The following is an 18370-nucleotide window of genomic DNA, read 5'->3' as shown; positions in this document are numbered from 1 at the left end:
TTAGTAACATTATATCATAAGAATTAGCTGGATAAATTTTTTTGCACAAAAATAACAACGTTGTTATTTTATGAGTATAAGGAGGAAATTTCATGCGGATTTTTTTATTAGGGGTTGTAAGCGTTTTAACTTTATTGGCTGGTTGTGCGCAATCATCAGAGTCATCTGATACAGAGGAATTTACGCTTGCTCACAACATGCCTACAGACCATCCTATTCATGAATCATTGGTTGATTTTCAAAGGATTTTAGAAGAAAAATCAGATGGAACTATGAAGCTTCGAATTTATGCAAATGAACAGCTTGGCAGTGAGAGAGAAGCTATTGAAATGACACAGACTAATGCTATACAGTTTACGAAAGTATCTGCAAGTGCATTGGAAGGGTTCTCCGAATCCTATTCCTTGTTTAGCATGCCTTACCTGTTTGATTCACAAGAACAATATCGTGAAACTATGAAAATGCCGGAAATTCAAGAAGCTTTTTATAATAAAACTTCAGATAATGGATTTATTGGAATTACTTACTATGATGCTGGGGTTCGGAATATGTACACCAATGATCGTATTTTAGAAACAAATGACGATATGCGAGGATTAAGAACTCGGGTACAACCTAGCCAAACAAGTGTACAAATGATCGAAGCGCTTGGCGGTACACCAACACCAATGGGATTCGGGGAGGTATACACGGCTCTCCAATCTGGAATGCTTGATGCGGCTGAAAATAATGAATCTGCACTGACAGATAATAATCATGGCGAAGTTGCCAAGCATTATTTCTACACAGAACATGCGATGGTTCCCGATATTCTTATTATGAACGTAGATGCCTTTAACGAATTATCCGAACAGCAGCAGGAATGGGTTCAGGAAGCAGCGGCAGAATCAACTGAGCTCCATGAACCCCGCTGGGATGAAAGCATGGAAGAAGCGCGTCAAATCGCCGAAGAGGAAATGGGAGTCACCTTCCATGATGTTGATAAAAGCAGTTTTATGGAAGCGGTTGAACCATTGCAGGAATCTTTTCAAGAAAATGAAGCTACCAGGGAACAGTATGACTTAATTATGGGGGAAAATAACAATGAGTAATGTCAAAAAATATATAGACAAAGCCCTTCTCGTACTTACTGGAATTTTAATTGCTGTCATGTCCGTTTTATCTGTTTGGCAAGTGTTGGCTCGATACATTCTGAATACACCCAGTACAACCAGCGAAGAAGTCATCCGTATGCTTTTAATCTGGTTTGCTTTAACAAGTGCCGCCTATGTTTTTGGACAGCAAAAGCATATTGCCATCGTTTTTGTTCGCGATAAGCTGCCTATGAAAGGGCAAATCTGGCTGCTTCGATTATCCAATATCATTTTATTATTCGTTGCCATTGTTCTGATGATTTGGGGAGGCATCCAAGTCGTTAACTTAACGCTTACTCAAGCAGCTCCTTCTACGGGTATGTCTATGGCATTTATGTATGGAGCCCTGCCTGTTGCTGGGTTATTTGTTGTGTTTTATGCCATCTACAATTTGATAACAGGAAACATTATATCGGCAGAGGAAGGGAGTGAGCAGCTATGACGGTTATTGCAGGACTCGTATTATTTATTTCCTTTTTCATCATGCTGCTGTTAAGTATACCAATTGCGATATCGATTATTTTAAGTTCCATTTTGACTTTACTTTTAATCTTACCATTTGATGTAACAATTATTACTGCAGCGCAGCGAATGATTACAGGAATTGATAATTTTACCATGCTCGCTATTCCTCTGTTCGTTCTTGCCGGTATCTTAATGAATAACGGCGGTATTGCGTTTCGCCTAGTCAATTTTTCTAAAGTATTAGTGGGACGTATGCCAGGATCTTTAGCGCATACAAATATTGTCGGAAACATGCTGTTTGGATCCATTTCTGGCTCTAGTGTTGCTGCAGCTGCCGCAATGGGACGAATTATGGGGCCGCTTCAGGACAAGCAAGGGTATAAAAGGGATTATTCCGCTGCTGCAAATATCGCATCTGCACCAGCAGGACTTTTGATTCCACCTAGTTCCATGCTAATTGTATATTCCTTGGTCAGCGGCGGTACATCTATAGCAGCACTCTTTATGGCTGGGTATATTCCAGGCATTCTATGGGGAGTGACTGGAATGGTGATCGCGTATATTTTAGCAAAAAAGAATAATTACCCCGTATCTGAAAAAATTGGCTGGAAAGATCGGTTCTTTCTTATTCTTGATGCAATTCCAAGCTTATTGTTAATTATTATCGTTATTGGTGGAATCGTTGGCGGTATATTTACAGCAACAGAAGGAGCAGCAATCGCTGTATTATATGCGTTTATTCTTTCGCTGATTTATAAAAGTTTTAAAATAAAAGATATTCCTGTCATTGTTAAAGAAACGGTTGAAATTACAGGGATGATTTTGTTATTAATTACTGCTTCTGCATTATTTTCATTAGTCATGAGTTTCACAGGATTGCCAGAAGCAATTTCAAATGGAATTTTATCATTAACAGAGAATCCAATTTTATTACTGCTTTTAATGAACGTTATTCTATTGATTATCGGTACATTTATGGATATTACGCCTGCAGTACTTATTTTTACACCGATCTTTCTTCCGGTTGCTACATCAATCGGCTTAGATCCAGTACATTTCGGGATTGTAATTGCGTTTAACCTATGTATTGGTAACATTACACCACCTGTAGGAAGTGCGCTATTTGTGGGAGCCAGTGTCGCCAATGTTAAGATTGAAAGTGTTATCCGGACTTTAGTTCCTTATTTCATTGCACTTATCGTTATGCTCCTGGCAATTACATTTATCCCGCAATTATCTATGTTCCTGCCAAACCTATTTGAACTATAAGTATTAATTAATCTAAGGAGAGTAGTTTATGGCACTTATTACTGAAAACTTTTTACTAACCACGAATAAAGCAAAAGAGCTCTATCAATCTATCAAAGATATTCCGATTTTTGACTTTCACTGTCATTTAAGTCCAAAGGAAATCTATGAAGATAAAAATTTCACTACCATTACAGATTTATGGCTTGGTCATGACCATTATAAATGGCGTTTGATGCGTGCTTTTGGCATTGATGAAAAGCTAATTACTGGAGATGGAGACAACTTTGAGAAATTTAAAGCTTTTATCGAGATGCTTCCAAAAGCCATTATGAACCCAATGTATCATTGGTGCTATTTAGAATTAGCTCGCTATTTTGATCATTTTGAAGGCGTACAGCATAGCGAACCAAAAGAGCTTTATCAAAAATTGAATGAAAAGCTAACACAGCCGGATATGTCACCAAGAAACCTCCTGCGTAAAAGTAATGTACAAGTAGTTTGTACGACGGATGATCCTTGTGACGATTTACGCTATCATCAGGAACTCGCGAAAGATAAATCGTTTGAGATCGAAGTCCGGCCAACATTCCGGCCAGATTTCTATATCAGCTTGAAGCAGGAAAATATCGAGACAGCGATTCAAAAATTACAGGAAGCTACCGGGTTAGAAATTAATCATTTATCTGATTATATCCAGGCTCTGGAAAATAGAGTAGATTATTTCAACGAGCACGGTGCAAAAAGCGCTGATCAAAGCTTTTCTGAGGTGGTGCTAACAGGGCTTTCTGAAGAAAAAGCTGCTGCATACTTCACGGATTTAAAAAATGGAAAAGCACTTGATAATGAAAAAACACAAGAACTAGCAGGCTATCTATTAGCTCAACTAGCAAAATCGTATAAAAAATATGATTGGGTGATGCAGCTGCATCTTGGGCCGCTTCGTAACAACAATACACGTCAGTTTGAGAAAATAGGAACGGATGCAGGATTTGACAGCCTTGGAAATCTGCTTAATGCAGAAGCATTAAATCAATTATTGGACCATCTTAACCAAAATGATGCTTTAACGAACACCATTATTTACCCTCATAATGCCCATGATCATCAAATGGTTCAGGCTACTGCTGGTAATTTCACCTCCAAAGACGTGAAGGTCCAGCTCGGCGCAGCATGGTGGTACAATGACACAAAGGATGGAATGACGCAGCATTTAATCGATTATGCAAATATTGGCCTGCTTTCTGAATTTGCAGGAATGCTTACAGATTCACGAAGTCTGGTGTCCTATTCCCGGCATGAATATTTCCGGAGAATTCTTTGTCAGCTGATCGGCTCTCTTGTCGAACAGGGCGAAATTGAAGATAATCCAGCATTGCTAGAAGGTATTTTAAAAGATATCTGCTTTAACAATGCAGCACGCTTATTTAAGGTTGAAAATATCAAGGAGGTACACTAATGCAATTATCTTTTAGATGGTATGGAGATACCGATCCAGTAACATTAGATAAAATAAAACAAATTCCCGATATGAAAAACATTGTTTCTGCTATTTATGATGTTCCTGTCGGCGAAATTTGGCCAAAGGAACGAATTAATAGTTTAAAAGCATCTATCGAAAAAGAAGGACTTTCTTTAGCAGTGATCGAAAGTCTCCCAGTCCATGAGTCTATCAAGCTTGGTGAAGCGGATCGCGATGACTATATCGCTAATTATAAAGAATCCCTGAAAAATCTTGCCGAGGCAGGGATAAAAACAGTCTGCTACAATTTTATGCCTGTTTTCGACTGGACAAGAACGGACTTAGAGCATGAATTGGAGGATGGCTCTACTGCCTTATTATATGACCATGATTTTATTCAAAAAATTGACCCTGTCACAACAAATTTAAATTTACCTGGTTGGGATGAAAGTTATACCAAAGAAGAAATGGCTGCTTTAATTGAAAAATACCGCCACATTTCCGAAGAGAATCTTTGGGAAAATCTTGGCTATTTCTTAAATGAAGTACTACCCGTTGCCATCGAGCATGACGTTGATCTAACTATTCATCCAGACGATCCGCCTTGGTCTCTTTTTGGTATTCCACGGATTATGAAGGGAAGAGAGAGCTATCAGCGCTTGCTATCCATTAATAATGCTAAAAATAACGGCATTTGCTTTTGCACGGGATCACTTGGCTGCTTAGAAGAAAATGATCTTCCTGCACTGATTCGTGAGTTTGGAGATCATATTCACTTTGTGCATATGCGGAATATTAAACGGTTAGATAACCATTCTTTTATAGAGACTTCACACCTATCTAAAGAAGGATCCATTGATATGAAAGAAGTGGCCCGTGCGTTGAAGGATATTAACTATCGGAAAACCATTCGCCCGGATCACGGCCGAATGATCTGGGGCGAAACTGGAAAAGCAGGCTATGGTCTTTTTGATCGTGCATTAGGTGCAACTTATATTAATGGTTTGTTTGAAGGAGTGGAGTAAGCCATGAAATTATCATTTGAAGGACTTAAGGTTATAGTCACTGGAGCAAGCGGTGTAATTGGAAGTACTTTTGTGAAAGCTCTTGTTCAAGAAGGCGCACATGTCGGCTTAATTGGCCGCAACAGAAAAAAATTGGAGCAGCTTATCGAGGAAGTAGATACTAATGGTACGTATACAATTGCTTTAGAAGCGGATGTTTTAGATAAAGCTTCCCTTGAGAATGCAAAACAAATCTTTAATAACAAATTCGGCGCAGTGAATGCCTTGATTAATTGCGCCGGCGGAAATCATCCTGACGCTACGACAAATGATGAGCATTTTGAGAAGAGCATCGACAAAAATTTATTTGGATTGAGTGAAGAAGGCGTGGAAAGTGTATTTCGTTTAAACTACACTGGAACCTTCCTCCCAATTCAAGTGTTTGGAACGGATTTAGTAGAAGGGGAAGGAAATTCGATTATTAACATTTCATCCATGAATGCTTTTCAACCTTTAACAAAAATACCAGCTTACAGCGGTGCTAAAGCAGCTATCAGTAACTTTACCCAATGGCTAAGCACGTATTTTGAAGGAAAAGTAAGGGTAAATGCGATTGCACCAGGATTTTTTGAAACAGCACAAAACAAAGGACTACTTCGAAATGAAGATGGATCTTATTCAGAACGTGCACACAAAATACTAGGTCAAACACCTATGAAACGCTTTGGAGATCCGGAAGATTTAGTTGGCACATTATTATGGCTGTTGGATCCAAATGCGAGTCGTTTTGTTACAGGTATTGTCGTCCCAGTAGATGGAGGATTTTCTTCCTACTCAGGTGTATAGAAATAAGATGGAGGCTGCTGATTAAATCGCAGTCTCCATTTTTTGGAGGAGTCCAATCTGTTAAAGCAGGATTTAAAAGACCCCATTTGTATTCCGAATCAAAGAATACAAATGGGGTTTCTACTTATATATTAAAATGTCTTTGTTTCCACCTCTGTTAGTTCATCATTATACATTGGTAACGTAACTCCTTTTTTAACAAAGAAAGGAATATTCGCAAAGGAAACATCTAACGTAATGGTGCTTCCTCCTTCGTAAGCCTCACCAGTATAATAATCCACCCAGCCTTTTGGGTTTTTTGGCAAGTAAATTTGCCGCTTTGTTTGTCCTTCTTCTACAATTGGGCAGACAAGTAATTTATCTCCAAGCATAAAATCATCACTATCTTTAAACGTTTTGTCGTCTTCTTCAAATTCATAAAATGTTGGACGAATAATTGGTTCATAATGATCATGGGAGTTTTCAACAAGACCTTGAATATAAGGGTTTAGACGCTCATGAAGGTGCATTGCTGCCTTCACCTCTTCCAACACCTCTTCATGCATCCAAGCTTCATTTACTGACCCGTCATCATTCCATGAATGGATGGAAAAACGAGGATAAAACACACCACACTGCACCCACCTTAAGAATAGTTCAGGGTCCGGCTTTGGTCCAGAAAATCCACCGATATCATGACCAAAATTATAAACACCCGATAAACTTAGTCCAAGTGCCATTTTATTATTGAATTTTAACGTATGCCAGCTTGTACGATTGTCTCCAGTCCAGGTCTGCACATATTTACTGATTCCTGCACAGCCTGAACGGCTAATAATATAAGGATGCTCCTCCTCATTATAGGCAAGCTGTACTTCTCTAGATGCTTTCACCATAAGAAGCGGCATAATTGCCCGGTATTCTTGGAAATGACCGCCCTTTCCAAATCCATGTACCTTAGCTTTATCATCCCAAACCTCAAATTCATTATTATCGTTCCAGGTGCAGTTAATGTGGTTATCCAACAGCTTCGTTTTGACTTGCTTTTTCCACCAGTCAATCGTATCTGGATTGGTAAAGTCTAAATAATATCCTTCATCATCCCAGAATTGAACTAATAAAGGGTTTCCATGTTCATCTTTAATAAACCCATCAAATGCTAAGACCTCATCAAGTAATGGATGATTCAGCATAAGAGATGGCTTAATATTTGCGACAATTTCCACTCCTTGATCAACAAAATGCTTTCCAAATGCCTTGGGATCCGGAAATTTATCATAATTCCAATTAAATACATAGCGTTTTCCATCGATAGACGTATAGCCAGAAGATAGATGGAACGAGCGTACTTTCATATCGTGATGGTTACATTGTTCTAGAAAACCATTTAATCGTTCCTGCGAATCTGGCAAGTCTGTATACTGCATGGTAGATCCTGAATAAGAAATTGCCCATGCTGGCATTTTTGTTGGTCTTCCTGTTAGCCAGCTAAAGCGTTTCGTAACATCTTTAATCTGTGGTCCAGCGACGACATAGTAATCCAGGAAATCACTATTTGTTTCATAATAACGATAATATCCATGATAATTATCTAGTTCTTGCCCAAAATCAAGTACAGAATTTTGATAATCATCGTAGAAAATTCCAATGGATTGACGAATATTCGGTTTGTACGTAATGTAAAAAGGAATATGCTTGTACAATGGATCTGTCGTCTCTGCATTGTAGCCCATTGCATCAATATTATTCATTCGGAATCGTCTGCCATGTCTATCCACAACACCGGATTTCTCTCCTAATCCAAAATACATATCTTCTAAATCTCGTTCAAGGTAATGACATTTAGGCTGATTAGGACTAATGTGATGCTGATAGCTTTGTGTTCTGCGGTCTGTCATCACTTGTTCAAAAGAACCATCCGCATTTTTTTGGAACCACGTTAAATATAATCCCTCTTTTTGAATATCCAGTTTTAAATCTGCTGTTGTAATGGTAATCGCTTCATCTGACTCTGAAAATTTATATTCCGGCAAAGAGAACGGTTTCAAATCGTTGCGTGAAACGCCTTCATAAGGAAGTTCCGTATCTGCCGGAGTAATAGTCCAAGTCGGCAGTTCAATTTCTTTCTTGTCGCTTATTTTCACATTGATAATAGATGATTCTAGTACTCTAATTTGTGCATAAATTGCTTGATCTTGATTATATAGCATGATCTGATTCGACTCATGTGTAAGCATATTAAAATTGCCCATTTTCTACCCCTCCAAATAACAACGTTGTTATTTTTAGTATACCTCTTTTTTTAATAAAAATAAAGCTAGATCTACAGCTTAAATCAATAAGGTATTCTTTTACACTTGCAATTCTTCCTATCCGTATAAAATATCCATACAATCTATCAAACAGGATTTAAGTACCTGGGACTCATGGAAATTAATTCATTTTTTGTTAAACTAATAGTATTATTTATTTTCAATCATTCATAAAACGAAACTTCACTCAGTGGGAGTTTTCGACGCACAACTCTTTACGATGGGACGAGTAACCGCAAAAGCTCTTCGGTGGGGCGAGTAATCGCAGCCCCAGTCCCAGGACGTCGCGAATTTAGTCTGCTGTTCTTCTCCCACTGAATTAGCCTAAGTGATTCAGGGAGTTAGCGTCCGTTATCTCCCGTCTAAATAAATTTATTTTTACGCTTTATTTGGAGGCGGGAGTTTTACGGACGGTTCTCCGTGATAAAAGGAGGGACATCATTGGAAGCGGACGATCAACATGATTTAAAGGTTATTTCCTTTGACGAAAATGTAAATAAAATTGTTGAAACCGAAGAAAAACGGACAATACTTCATGATATTATCGGGTTAGAAGATGTGAAAAATCGAATACAGACAGAATTCATTACGCCTATCCAATCGCCAGAGATATTAGAAGCTTTCGATAAGAAATTAGGCGGATTGCTCTTCTATGGACCACCGGGATTCGATGAAAAATCTCTGGCTCAGGCCATTGCCGGAGAGATTCATGCAAATTTCATCTATTTAAACTTGCAATCTCTTCTTTCCAAACAAAATACGGAAAGAGAGCAGATTATCCAGCAAGTTTTTGTAGCAGCAAGTAAACAGGCTCCCAGTGTACTATTTATTGATAACCTGGATTTTTCCGAAGAAATGCAGCACGTCTTATTACATGAATTAGACAGATCTGTATCCAACAACGAAGCGGTTCATCTTCTTGGAGCAACACGTGCCCCTTGGGACTTGATTCCCGAACTTCGCCAAGCAGGCAGGTTTGATTCACTCATCTATCTCCCGCTTCCAGATAACAAAGCCAGGGAGCAAATTTTATCAGCACAGCTGGAAAATAAGCCCGTAGCAGATAACTTGGAGCTGGATTTAATTGCAGATTATACGGAAGATTTTTCCGAAGCGGACCTTATTCATCTAATACAAGAGGCGATTGATTCAGCAATCACACATTCACTTAAAACAGGTACCATTCAGCCTTTGGATAATCATGACTTATTATATGCGCTCGATTACCATGAACCGATAACACTGGAGTGGCTTGAGACTGCTGGAGATTATGCAGCGCATCATGATACCAGCCATGAATTTCAAGAAGTGCTCGCAGATGTTGAAGGAGTTATGCCATATCCGCGTTCATTAAAAGAAAAATATGCGCTCATTTTTAACTTATTGAAGAAGAATGATTCCAAAACAGCTTTGTATACCATAGAAGATATAATACGAGAAGAAGAGGAAAAAGGCGAAAACTATGTATTATTAAGCCACTGTCATTTCATCACTGGTAATCTGGATGCAGCAAAAAAATGGATGGAATCAGCGCTCAAGGTGGATTTTGACAACCCTTTTGTCTTCCAGTCTGCCTTACGTTTCTATCAAGATTCACAGGCTGATCTTCTTCGCTGGGGGGAATTGGCGAAAATAGGCTTTGAAAAATACCCAGAAGATGCTTTTTATCACTATCAGTATGGTTTAGCTTTTTTAAATGAGAATGGAGCAGGTTTAGAACATGTGAAAGAAGCTGCCCGGATGGATCCAGAAAATGCAAAATACCCGGAAACTATTGCTGCCTTTAGCATCTTTTTTCGAAATTGGAAGGATTATAAGAAATATGAACAACTTGCTTTAGAAGCGGATCCAGAAAATACAGTCCATCTGACAACATTTGCAAAGAATGCCTACGATCAAGGTAAATACAATAAATCACTCCATCTTATTAAGGAGGCGATGCGATTAGAGCCGGATAGTAAATTTGTCCGCTATCATTATTCTTCTATTTATCCTGTATCGAACCGTTTTGTTCGGTTAAAACGAGCAACAAACAGACTATTATCAAAGTATTTTCAGCTTCCTTTGCGCTTGTTTCCTAAAAAACAAACTGCGAAACATCCCTATTTGACATATGCAATCTCCATACTTATGATGTTTGCTATTCTTTTTGCAGGCTTCTATGCATTAACTGGAAAAGGTGCTTTCTACCTATTTGGCGGGTTTATCATTTGGTCAATCATATCTGGGCGTGTTGGAAAGAAAACCCTACAAAAAGCCGGTTTTTCCGATTCTGAACAGGGTGGTCTTGATACGCAGACAGATTTCCGGCTGCGAAAAATACAGAAGCAAATCAATAAAGATTTAGAAGCTTTTTCTAATTATCTTACAGAAACCGCCTCTAGTACAACTATAGACTATGAAGCATTTCAAAGCCTGGAAGAAAATCTTGCAACCATTTGGGAATCAGATTCTGAAAAAATAGAGGAAATAAAAACAAAGGCACCAGAAAGCTTACACGTTCAAAGGGATCAGACTGAAAAAACAAAGAATAAGAAAAAGACGGGTCTCTTAAGCTATCCAAAGGAAGGAAAGGCAAATTATGCAGCACTTTTTCTTTCTATAGCAGTCAGCCTTGTTGCTATGTTTATTCAATACTATCCTCAGTTTTCTGACCAGGGCGCACCACAGCCGGTAGATGAGGATCTAAAAGAGCATCTTCAAAATACTTCCCAAGAGCGTGCGGACAGTTTGACAGAAAACATAGAGGGGCTGCAGGAATCCGCAGAGGCTGCGAACCTTGAGGAGAGTGAAGAACACGTAAATCAATTTCTCTCCCTGCTTGATGATGGTGCTATCAATATAGAGGGCATTCAAACCTTAACGACTGCTAATATCGCTGAGCATCTGGAAGCAAATGCAGAAGCTGATTATATATCACAGTTAGCAAATGCCAGTGTATCAGCAATAGCGTCTCCTTCTGATACTTCAGAGTCTGAGGTTTATGTTACGAATGAAGCAACGGATTTTGAAGCAGTCATTGCACTGGAAGACTCCAGGATTCAATCTATCTATGTGGAAGGCTGGGATGATTCAGAGGATTATCAGGAGGAATTGCAAGAAAAACTAAATATGTTTCATTAATTAAAAATGAGAGGAGATTCTATATTCTCCTCTCATTTTATGGCAGGAAAACGATCAATCAATCGTCTCCTTCTTCCCACTGTACACGCTGCATAAATTCTGCGGAAGCTTTATATCCCTGCTGCTGCAGATACCAGTTATTGGCTGCTGCCTCTACTAATCCAGCAACATCTCTCCCCGGCTGCAGCTGAATTTCAATCATTGGAATCTTTACTCCCATATAATCTTCTGTTTCTGTCTTCAGCTCTAAATCATTATTAAGGGCATCCTTCTCCCATTTTGTCAATTCAATAACCAAAGAGATACGCGATTCATCCTGGAACGCTTTTCTTCCATACATCCGAACAATATTTAACAGCCCCACACTGCGAAGCGCGAGAAATTCACGGTTAATATCATTATGTGTACCGAGAACTGTCTGATGGCTCAATTTTTTCAAAATAACGATGTCATCGGAAACGAGACGATGTCCGCGTCCTATTAAGGTATGAGCCAATTCACTTTTCCCGACACCAGATTCTCCGCGAATTAAAATGCCAATTCCAAAAACATTTAAGCAGACACCATGAACTGCAATTTCCGATGCCAGCTTGCGCGTTAAATAATTATCTAACTTGGCAATAAAATCAACTGCCGTTTCCGCTGTACGAAGCAGCGGAATATTTTGCTCCTGACAGAATTTTGTTAAATAAGTAAGTCCATCTTGATTGGATGTCACAATAAAACATGGTGGATGATAACTTACCACATGGTCAATCCGTTCCTTACGTTCTTCAATGCTCTGTTGCTTCAAAAAGTTAATTTCTTTTTTTCCTAAAATTTGTACACGTTCCATTGGAAAAAAATCGAAATAGCCGATAAATTCTAAGCCTGGACGATGGGTTCTGGCTTTTTTTATAGTACGTTCTAATTCATCTGCTCCAGCCAATACTTCTAATCGAAATTCATTTACCAAGTTCTGTACGCTGATAGATTTCAATGCACCGCACTCCTCTCTACCCTGTTCCTTTCCCTACATTATAACGAATTCTGCAGGAAAGAGACAGGCTCATATGCGATAAATCACGATGTTACGAATTTTGTCATATTGAAATGCGGACAATGGAAACAGACTGAAGACCTTTTGTACGAACCAATTTAGAAAAATTTGTATTCGTACACATTTATTGGCTCAAGGAGGTGTTGATTTCTTCATTCCCACAAGGTTGTCGGAAACATAGTCGAGGTTCCTTTAAACCGAAAGTATTTCTTGCACTTTTTATCATGCCACAAACCAAAGAAGCCTTCATCTCTTTTCTACTATCTATTTAATAATTTGAACCCGCTTAATGTATCGGCCATCTATTTCTAAAATGTGGAATGTTAAATTTTCCTTTTCCATGGTGTCACCTTCCACAGGAAAGGTAGTAAAGTTTCTCAGAATATATGCTGCGAGCACATCATCTTCCTCTGGGATATCTGTATCAAACGTATTATTCAGCTGATGCAGCGTTATCTTTCCATCACAAATAATTTCAGTATCTGTCTGCTTTTCGATAAGTGCATCCTCTTCTACATCCGTTTCATCTTCTATTTCCTGTCCAATCATCACTTCAATAATATCTTCCTGTGTAACAATTCCCTCGGTGCCGCCATATTCATCTAATACAATAGCCATATGCTTCTTTTTTTCCAGCATTTTATGAAATACCCATTCAATATTATTAAATTCATAGACACGGAGCGGCTCCATATCACTATAATCCACAAGTGCTTTTTCTTTATTGTCGCTCCAGGAAATTAAGTATTTAGAATGAAAAATACCGGTAATATCATCGACATCCTCTCCGTAAATAGGGTATCTCGTAAAGGGACTGGAGAGAACCAGTTCTTTAACCTCTTCATAACTTGCTTCATGCTCTATTCCCGCAATTTCAACGCGTGGTGTTTTGAGCACATCCTTTACATTCAAATGATAAAAATCAAATACACCACGGATCCGGGAAGACTCTTCTTTTTGGAAAGCTCCCTCTGAGTCGGCAATATCTACAATTGCCCGCAGTTCTTCCTTGGAAACAGACTCTGCCTGCACTTCTCCTTTTGAGAGTGCTTTCGTAATCATGCCTGTTAATCCATTTAACAAAAAGGTAATTGGTTTTAAAATCCATACAACAGCCCGAATAATTGGGAATACCAAAGCTGCAATCCGGTCTGGAAAGCTGGCTGCGATAGATTTTGGGATAACTTCAGAAAATATAATAATTGTAATCGTAAGCATTGCTGAGGCAACACCGACATTTACTCCATAGTCTATCGCCAACATCGTAACAAGGGTAGGAAGCAAAATATTTGCCACATTATTTCCGATTAAAATAGCTGTTATAAATTCACTTGGCTTAGAAACAAGCTGAAGCAGTTTTTCTGATTTTTTATCTCCATCATTTGCTCTTGCTTGCAATCTTACCTTATTGGTAGCTGTTAAAGCTGTTTCACTTCCTGAAAAGAAAAGTGATACAAATAGCAAAAAAATGATCGCAATGATCACGAGTAAATTCCTCCTAAATGACATTTTAATTTGGTATGCTTCATTACTATGTAGAACAGAAAAGAATAGCTCCCTTCATTTAAAAACTATCTTTTCTAAACAATATAGACGTTAAAAGCCGTTTAAAAACATTTATTTATAATAAATTCTGGATAAACACACGGATAACATCCGCCCCGCCAATCAACGTTCCTAAAGAGCTGCCTATATTAGCAAACACAATCACAAGCAATATACGTGTTACTTTATTATTCCAAAATCCTTTTACAGAATGTACATCATCTGCTAATGAATCAAAATCTCCTACATTTGGCCGCTTAATATACGCTTGTACAAATCCTGCAAACCAACCTGCTGCAAGCAATGGATTCAGCGATGTAAATGGTGCTACAATAAATGCCGTCAACGCAGTTAATGGATGTGCGAAGGCAACAAAAGCTCCAAGTGCTGAAAGAGACCCATTCCAGAGCATCCAGCTTATCGTTTGCTGCCAGCCTGCCGATGGATTTGTCATAAATGTGTAGGCAATGATCCCAATGATTAAAATAGGTATCATCCATCCAACCACTTTTGGCCATTTTGATTTTTTTGGACGTGTTGTTAATTGGGATAAATCCTGCTCTTTTTCAATTTCCTTTGTAATACCTGGTACATGCGCTGCGCCAAGTATAGCGACAACCTTATCACCTGGTGCATCTTTGATCTTTTGCGATAAATATTGGTCCCGTTCGTCAATTAATGGTTTCTTTAAATCGGGAAAATGCGCTGTAAACTCTTGCAACATCGCATTAATCGTATCCTGCTGCTTCATTTTTTCTAATTCTTCTTCCGAAATTTCCTCTCTGCTGAAAATACTTCCAAATACTTGCATGAGCAGCATAGACTTCCCTTTAAAACCCATATTTCCCCAAATTCGAGCGAAGGTAATTTGAATATCCCGGTCAGCTAGCACAAGTTCTGCCCCTGTTTCTTCGGCAGACTCGATTCCCTGTATCATTTCTTCTCCTGGACGGATACCAAATTGCTTAGCCATCCGCTTTTGAAAGGAAGAAACCGCCAAGTTCATTAAGAGCATTACTGCTTTTTTATCACGGATGACTTGAAAGATATCTGTATTTTTCCATTTATTATTATCCTTTACCGATTGAAAACGTTGTTCATCTAACTCAATACATACAGCATCAGGCTGTTCTTTTTCAATAACTTCCTTGACCTGTTCGGCACTATTTTTGGAAACATGAGCTGTTCCAATTAGTATATATTCTTTTCCATTCAAGTGGAGCCTTGTAATGTTTTCCTCATTCATTTACCATCCTTCTTCCTTCCAACACGGAGTTCTTGTTAAAAACTTGTATAATCTATTGTAATACATTTTCACCGAATAATTAAACATCTACGCGTAAATAACGTATGATATAGGAAGATGATAATAAAGGAAATATGAATATGGGGGATTACCTATGTTTCACTATAAATTAAATGATCATCTCATTTTACGGCAGTTACAAATGGATGATGCAAAGGCAATGTTTATGGCTGTAGAAAGCTGCAGAGAAGATCTTCGTGAATTTCTTCCATGGATTGAGGCCACAAGGCAGCCCTCCGATTGTTTAGCTTTTATTGATTTATGCCTTCAAAGTGCTGAGCGTAGACAGTCATTAAATCTTGGAATTTTTGAGAATCGGAAGCTAATTGGCTGCATCAATTATAATTTTATTGATTGGCAAAATGGCAGTACATCTATCGGTTACTGGTTAGATCCAAAGTATCAAAAGAAAGGGATTATGACATCCGCTGTCCAAGTATTAATTGATTACGCGTTTTATACGTTACGGTTAAATCGTGTTGAAATTCGTGCTGCAACTTACAACAAAAAAAGTAGAGCCATTCCTGAAAAGCTCGGATTCCAGAAAGAAGGCATTATTAGGCAAGGAGAATGGCTCTACGACCATTATGAGGATTTAGTTGTGTATGGACTTTTAGCAAGGGAATGGAAACATTAAAGGATAATTTATTTCTTTGTTTCCCTCATTCTTATATCAACAATGTCTTTTGTTTCGGTTTTAAAATAAATATCAATAATAACACCAAACTCCTTTTCCTTGCCGACCAGCCATAACTTAAATGTTTCGACAGTTTCTTCGCCTTCTGTTTGTCTACCTACATGCAAATAATCTACAATTTTTTCTTGTGGATATTTAGCTTTCACTTCTTTCATGGCGACTTGTCCCCACTCAGCATATTCGGGTTCCTCTGCATTCACCCAGGTCCCAATCAGTAAAGGAATGATAATAATACCAGCAATGATAAAAATTCGATACATCCGGTTCATGTTGCCACCTCCTATTTAGCCTTAGCTTTTGTTGTTTTTATGTTTTTATACTAAATAGATTGGTGTACGCTTATTTCCCGGGAAATGAAGGTAGAGCTTTAAAAACGATTGAATTGCTTGCCCTTTGGTAGCATAGAAGAAAACAGGCTGCACTTAGCACAGCCTGTTCTACTATTTCATTTGTACGCCATGTAAATGGGCAAAGATCCCTTTTTTCTGCAACAGTTCTTCATGCGTTCCTTCTTCTTCAATTCCATTTTTCGTTACTACCATAATGCGATCGGCTTCTTTAATCGTAGCGAGACGATGTGCAATTACAATCGTCGTACGGTTGGCTGCAAGATCGTTCAATGCTTTTTGAATAATCATTTCGGTCTCAGTATCAAGGGCAGAAGTTGCTTCATCTAAAATAAGAATTGGCGGATTTTTCAAGAACATCCGTGCAATTGCAATGCGCTGCTTTTGACCTCCTGATAGTTTCAAGCCTCTTTCTCCAACCTGTGTTTCATAACCTTCTGGCAGCTCCTTAATAAAGTCTTCCATATGTGCGCGTTTAGCAGCAAGTTCAATTTCCTCATCTGTTGCTTCCAGGTTTCCATACGCAATATTCTCCCGCAACGTTCCTGTAAATAGAAATACATCCTGTTGCACGACACCGATTTGACTACGCAAAGATTCCTTCGTCATATCCCGGATATCCATACCGTCAATGGTGATCGCTCCATCGATTACATCATAAAATCTTGGAATTAATGCAGAAATCGTTGTTTTCCCTGCACCAGATGGCCCGACAAAAGCAACCGTTTCTCCATGTTTAATTTGAAAGCTAATATCATTCAGAACCGGTTTTTTCGTTTTATCATAACTGAAGCTCACCTGATTAAAACGGATATCCCCTTTTAATTCGCTGACTGCTACAGCATCTGGTCTATCCTCTACATCTGGATTTACTGCCATCATATCTGAAAAACGTTTGAAGCCTGCCATTCCTTTTGGATACAGTTCTAAAAGTGCTGTAATTTTATTAATTGGTGTGGTCAACACGTTAACAAATAGAATAAAGCTGACTAATTCCCCGTAACTGAGGCGATCTGTATAAGTGAACCAGGCACCTACCACAAGGACAAGCAGCGTCATTAAACGCATCAGCAGGAAAATATTCGAATGGACAATCCCCATTACTTTATATGCTCCGACCTTTACAAGGCGAAACTTTTCATTATTCTCCTGAAAACGCTGTTTCTCGAACTCTTCATTGGTAAAGGATTGTACCACACGTACACCAGAGACAGCGTCTTCTATCCTTGCATTGACTCCTGCAATATTTGCATACATCCTCCTCCAAGCCTTATTCATACGAATATTTCCAAATGTAATCAGGAAAATCAGGATAGGTACTGTAATAAGAACAATAAGAGCTAAAACCGGATTAATGGTGAACATAATAAAGAAAGCACCTAAAAATGTCATAATTGAAATAAAGAAATCTTCAGGTCCATGGTGAGCGAGTTCTCCTAAATCGAATAAATCATTAGTAATACGGCTCATAATATGACCTGTTTTCGTATTATCAAAGAAATGAAAAGATTGTCTCTGTACCTGATAAAATAAATCACGTCGCATATCTGTTTCGATATTAATTCCCAGCTTATGCCCTAAATAGGAAACAACATATTGCAAATAAGTACTTATGATATACACAATCAGCAGTAAAACCGACACAACAACAATCGCGTTCCAGTCCTGACCAGGAAGCAATTGGTCAATAAACCACTGAACTGCTACCGGAAAGGCTAATTCCATCAGCGCCACAATCACTGCAGCTGAAAAATCTATAATAAATAACCGCTTATGCGGTTTATAGTATGAAAAAAATTGACGCAGCATGCTTATCCTCCCTTTCTTTTATTTTCTATTATAAAAGCTATGATGTGCATACTAA

General features: G+C 38.5%; 14 protein-coding genes. 8 read left to right on the top strand and 6 right to left on the bottom strand.

Translation table 11 applies throughout. From position 1 onward, the window contains the following. Positions 1-92: 92 nt before the first annotated feature. Genes BN986_RS00870 through BN986_RS00845 form a run of 6 tightly spaced genes read left to right on the top strand, consistent with a single transcriptional unit; the run spans position 93 to position 6158 of the window. The gene (locus tag BN986_RS00870) at positions 93-1091 is read left to right on the top strand and encodes a TRAP transporter substrate-binding protein (protein ID WP_040977775.1); all 999 of its coding nucleotides are present in this window, start codon (positions 93-95) and stop codon (positions 1089-1091) included. Beyond that, the gene (locus tag BN986_RS00865) at positions 1084-1575 is read left to right on the top strand and encodes a TRAP transporter small permease (RefSeq protein ID WP_040977774.1); all 492 of its coding nucleotides are present in this window, start codon (positions 1084-1086) and stop codon (positions 1573-1575) included. The genes BN986_RS00870 and BN986_RS00865 overlap by 8 nt, the downstream gene beginning before the upstream one ends. Continuing rightward, on the top strand, positions 1572-2867 hold the full coding sequence (locus tag BN986_RS00860; protein WP_040977773.1) for a TRAP transporter large permease: 1296 nt from the start codon (positions 1572-1574) through the stop codon (positions 2865-2867). Before BN986_RS00865 ends, BN986_RS00860 begins: the two co-directional genes overlap by 4 nt. Positions 2868-2895: 28 nt before the next feature. Continuing rightward, positions 2896-4305 carry a glucuronate isomerase gene (gene uxaC / locus BN986_RS00855; protein ID WP_040977772.1) on the top strand — a complete coding sequence of 470 codons (1410 nt, stop codon included), beginning with the start codon at positions 2896-2898 and terminating at the stop codon, positions 4303-4305. Beyond that, positions 4305-5333 carry a mannonate dehydratase gene (gene uxuA, locus BN986_RS00850; protein ID WP_040977771.1) on the top strand — a complete coding sequence of 343 codons (1029 nt, stop codon included), beginning with the start codon at positions 4305-4307 and terminating at the stop codon, positions 5331-5333. The genes uxaC and uxuA overlap by 1 nt, the downstream gene beginning before the upstream one ends. 3 nt (positions 5334-5336) lie before the next feature. Beyond that, positions 5337-6158, top strand: coding sequence for an SDR family oxidoreductase (locus BN986_RS00845; protein ID WP_040977770.1), 822 nt, complete (start codon positions 5337-5339; stop codon positions 6156-6158). 131 nt (positions 6159-6289) lie between these two features. Here the strand turns inward: BN986_RS00845 and BN986_RS00840 are convergent, their stop codons facing one another. Then, positions 6290-8389 carry a glycoside hydrolase family 31 protein gene (locus BN986_RS00840; protein ID WP_052400560.1) on the bottom strand — a complete coding sequence of 700 codons (2100 nt, stop codon included), beginning with the start codon at positions 8387-8389 and terminating at the stop codon, positions 6290-6292. A gap of 501 nt (positions 8390-8890) precedes the next feature. On the opposite strand from BN986_RS00840, the gene BN986_RS25600 reads away from it, so the two are divergent. Continuing rightward, a complete protein-coding gene (locus tag BN986_RS25600; RefSeq protein ID WP_052400559.1) occupies positions 8891-11572 on the top strand; it encodes an ATP-binding protein in 2682 nt (893 codons plus the stop codon). Positions 11573-11630: 58 nt separating this feature from the next. On the opposite strand, the gene hprK is transcribed toward BN986_RS25600, so the two are convergent. From hprK to BN986_RS00820, 3 genes are all read right to left on the bottom strand, one after another. Further along, entirely contained in the window at positions 11631-12551 is a 921-nt protein-coding gene (gene hprK / locus BN986_RS00830; protein WP_040977769.1) for an HPr(Ser) kinase/phosphatase, read from the bottom strand. 324 nt (positions 12552-12875) lie between these two features. Further along, positions 12876-14096 carry a hemolysin family protein gene (locus BN986_RS00825; RefSeq protein WP_040977768.1) on the bottom strand — a complete coding sequence of 407 codons (1221 nt, stop codon included), beginning with the start codon at positions 14094-14096 and terminating at the stop codon, positions 12876-12878. Between the two features lie 136 nt (positions 14097-14232). Continuing rightward, positions 14233-15402 carry a TraB/GumN family protein gene (locus BN986_RS00820; protein WP_040977767.1) on the bottom strand — a complete coding sequence of 390 codons (1170 nt, stop codon included), beginning with the start codon at positions 15400-15402 and terminating at the stop codon, positions 14233-14235. A gap of 154 nt (positions 15403-15556) precedes the next feature. Between BN986_RS00820 and BN986_RS00815 the strand changes: the two genes are divergently transcribed. After that, a complete protein-coding gene (locus BN986_RS00815; RefSeq protein ID WP_040977766.1) occupies positions 15557-16099 on the top strand; it encodes a GNAT family N-acetyltransferase in 543 nt (180 codons plus the stop codon). Between the two features lie 8 nt (positions 16100-16107). On the opposite strand, the gene BN986_RS00810 is transcribed toward BN986_RS00815, so the two are convergent. Both BN986_RS00810 and BN986_RS00805 read right to left on the bottom strand, forming a co-directional pair. Next, the gene (locus BN986_RS00810) at positions 16108-16428 is read right to left on the bottom strand and encodes a DUF3889 domain-containing protein (protein ID WP_052400558.1); all 321 of its coding nucleotides are present in this window, start codon (positions 16426-16428) and stop codon (positions 16108-16110) included. A gap of 171 nt (positions 16429-16599) precedes the next feature. Then, positions 16600-18315, bottom strand: coding sequence for an ABC transporter ATP-binding protein (locus BN986_RS00805; protein ID WP_040977765.1), 1716 nt, complete (start codon positions 18313-18315; stop codon positions 16600-16602). Positions 18316-18370 lie beyond the last annotated feature (55 nt).

Source organism: Oceanobacillus jeddahensis (genome assembly GCF_000750635.1).
Classification (GTDB): domain Bacteria; phylum Bacillota; class Bacilli; order Bacillales; family Amphibacillaceae; genus Oceanobacillus; species Oceanobacillus jeddahense.
The sequence above is the reverse complement of the archived record's forward strand: the minus strand, read 5'-3'. Positions and strand labels throughout refer to the sequence as shown.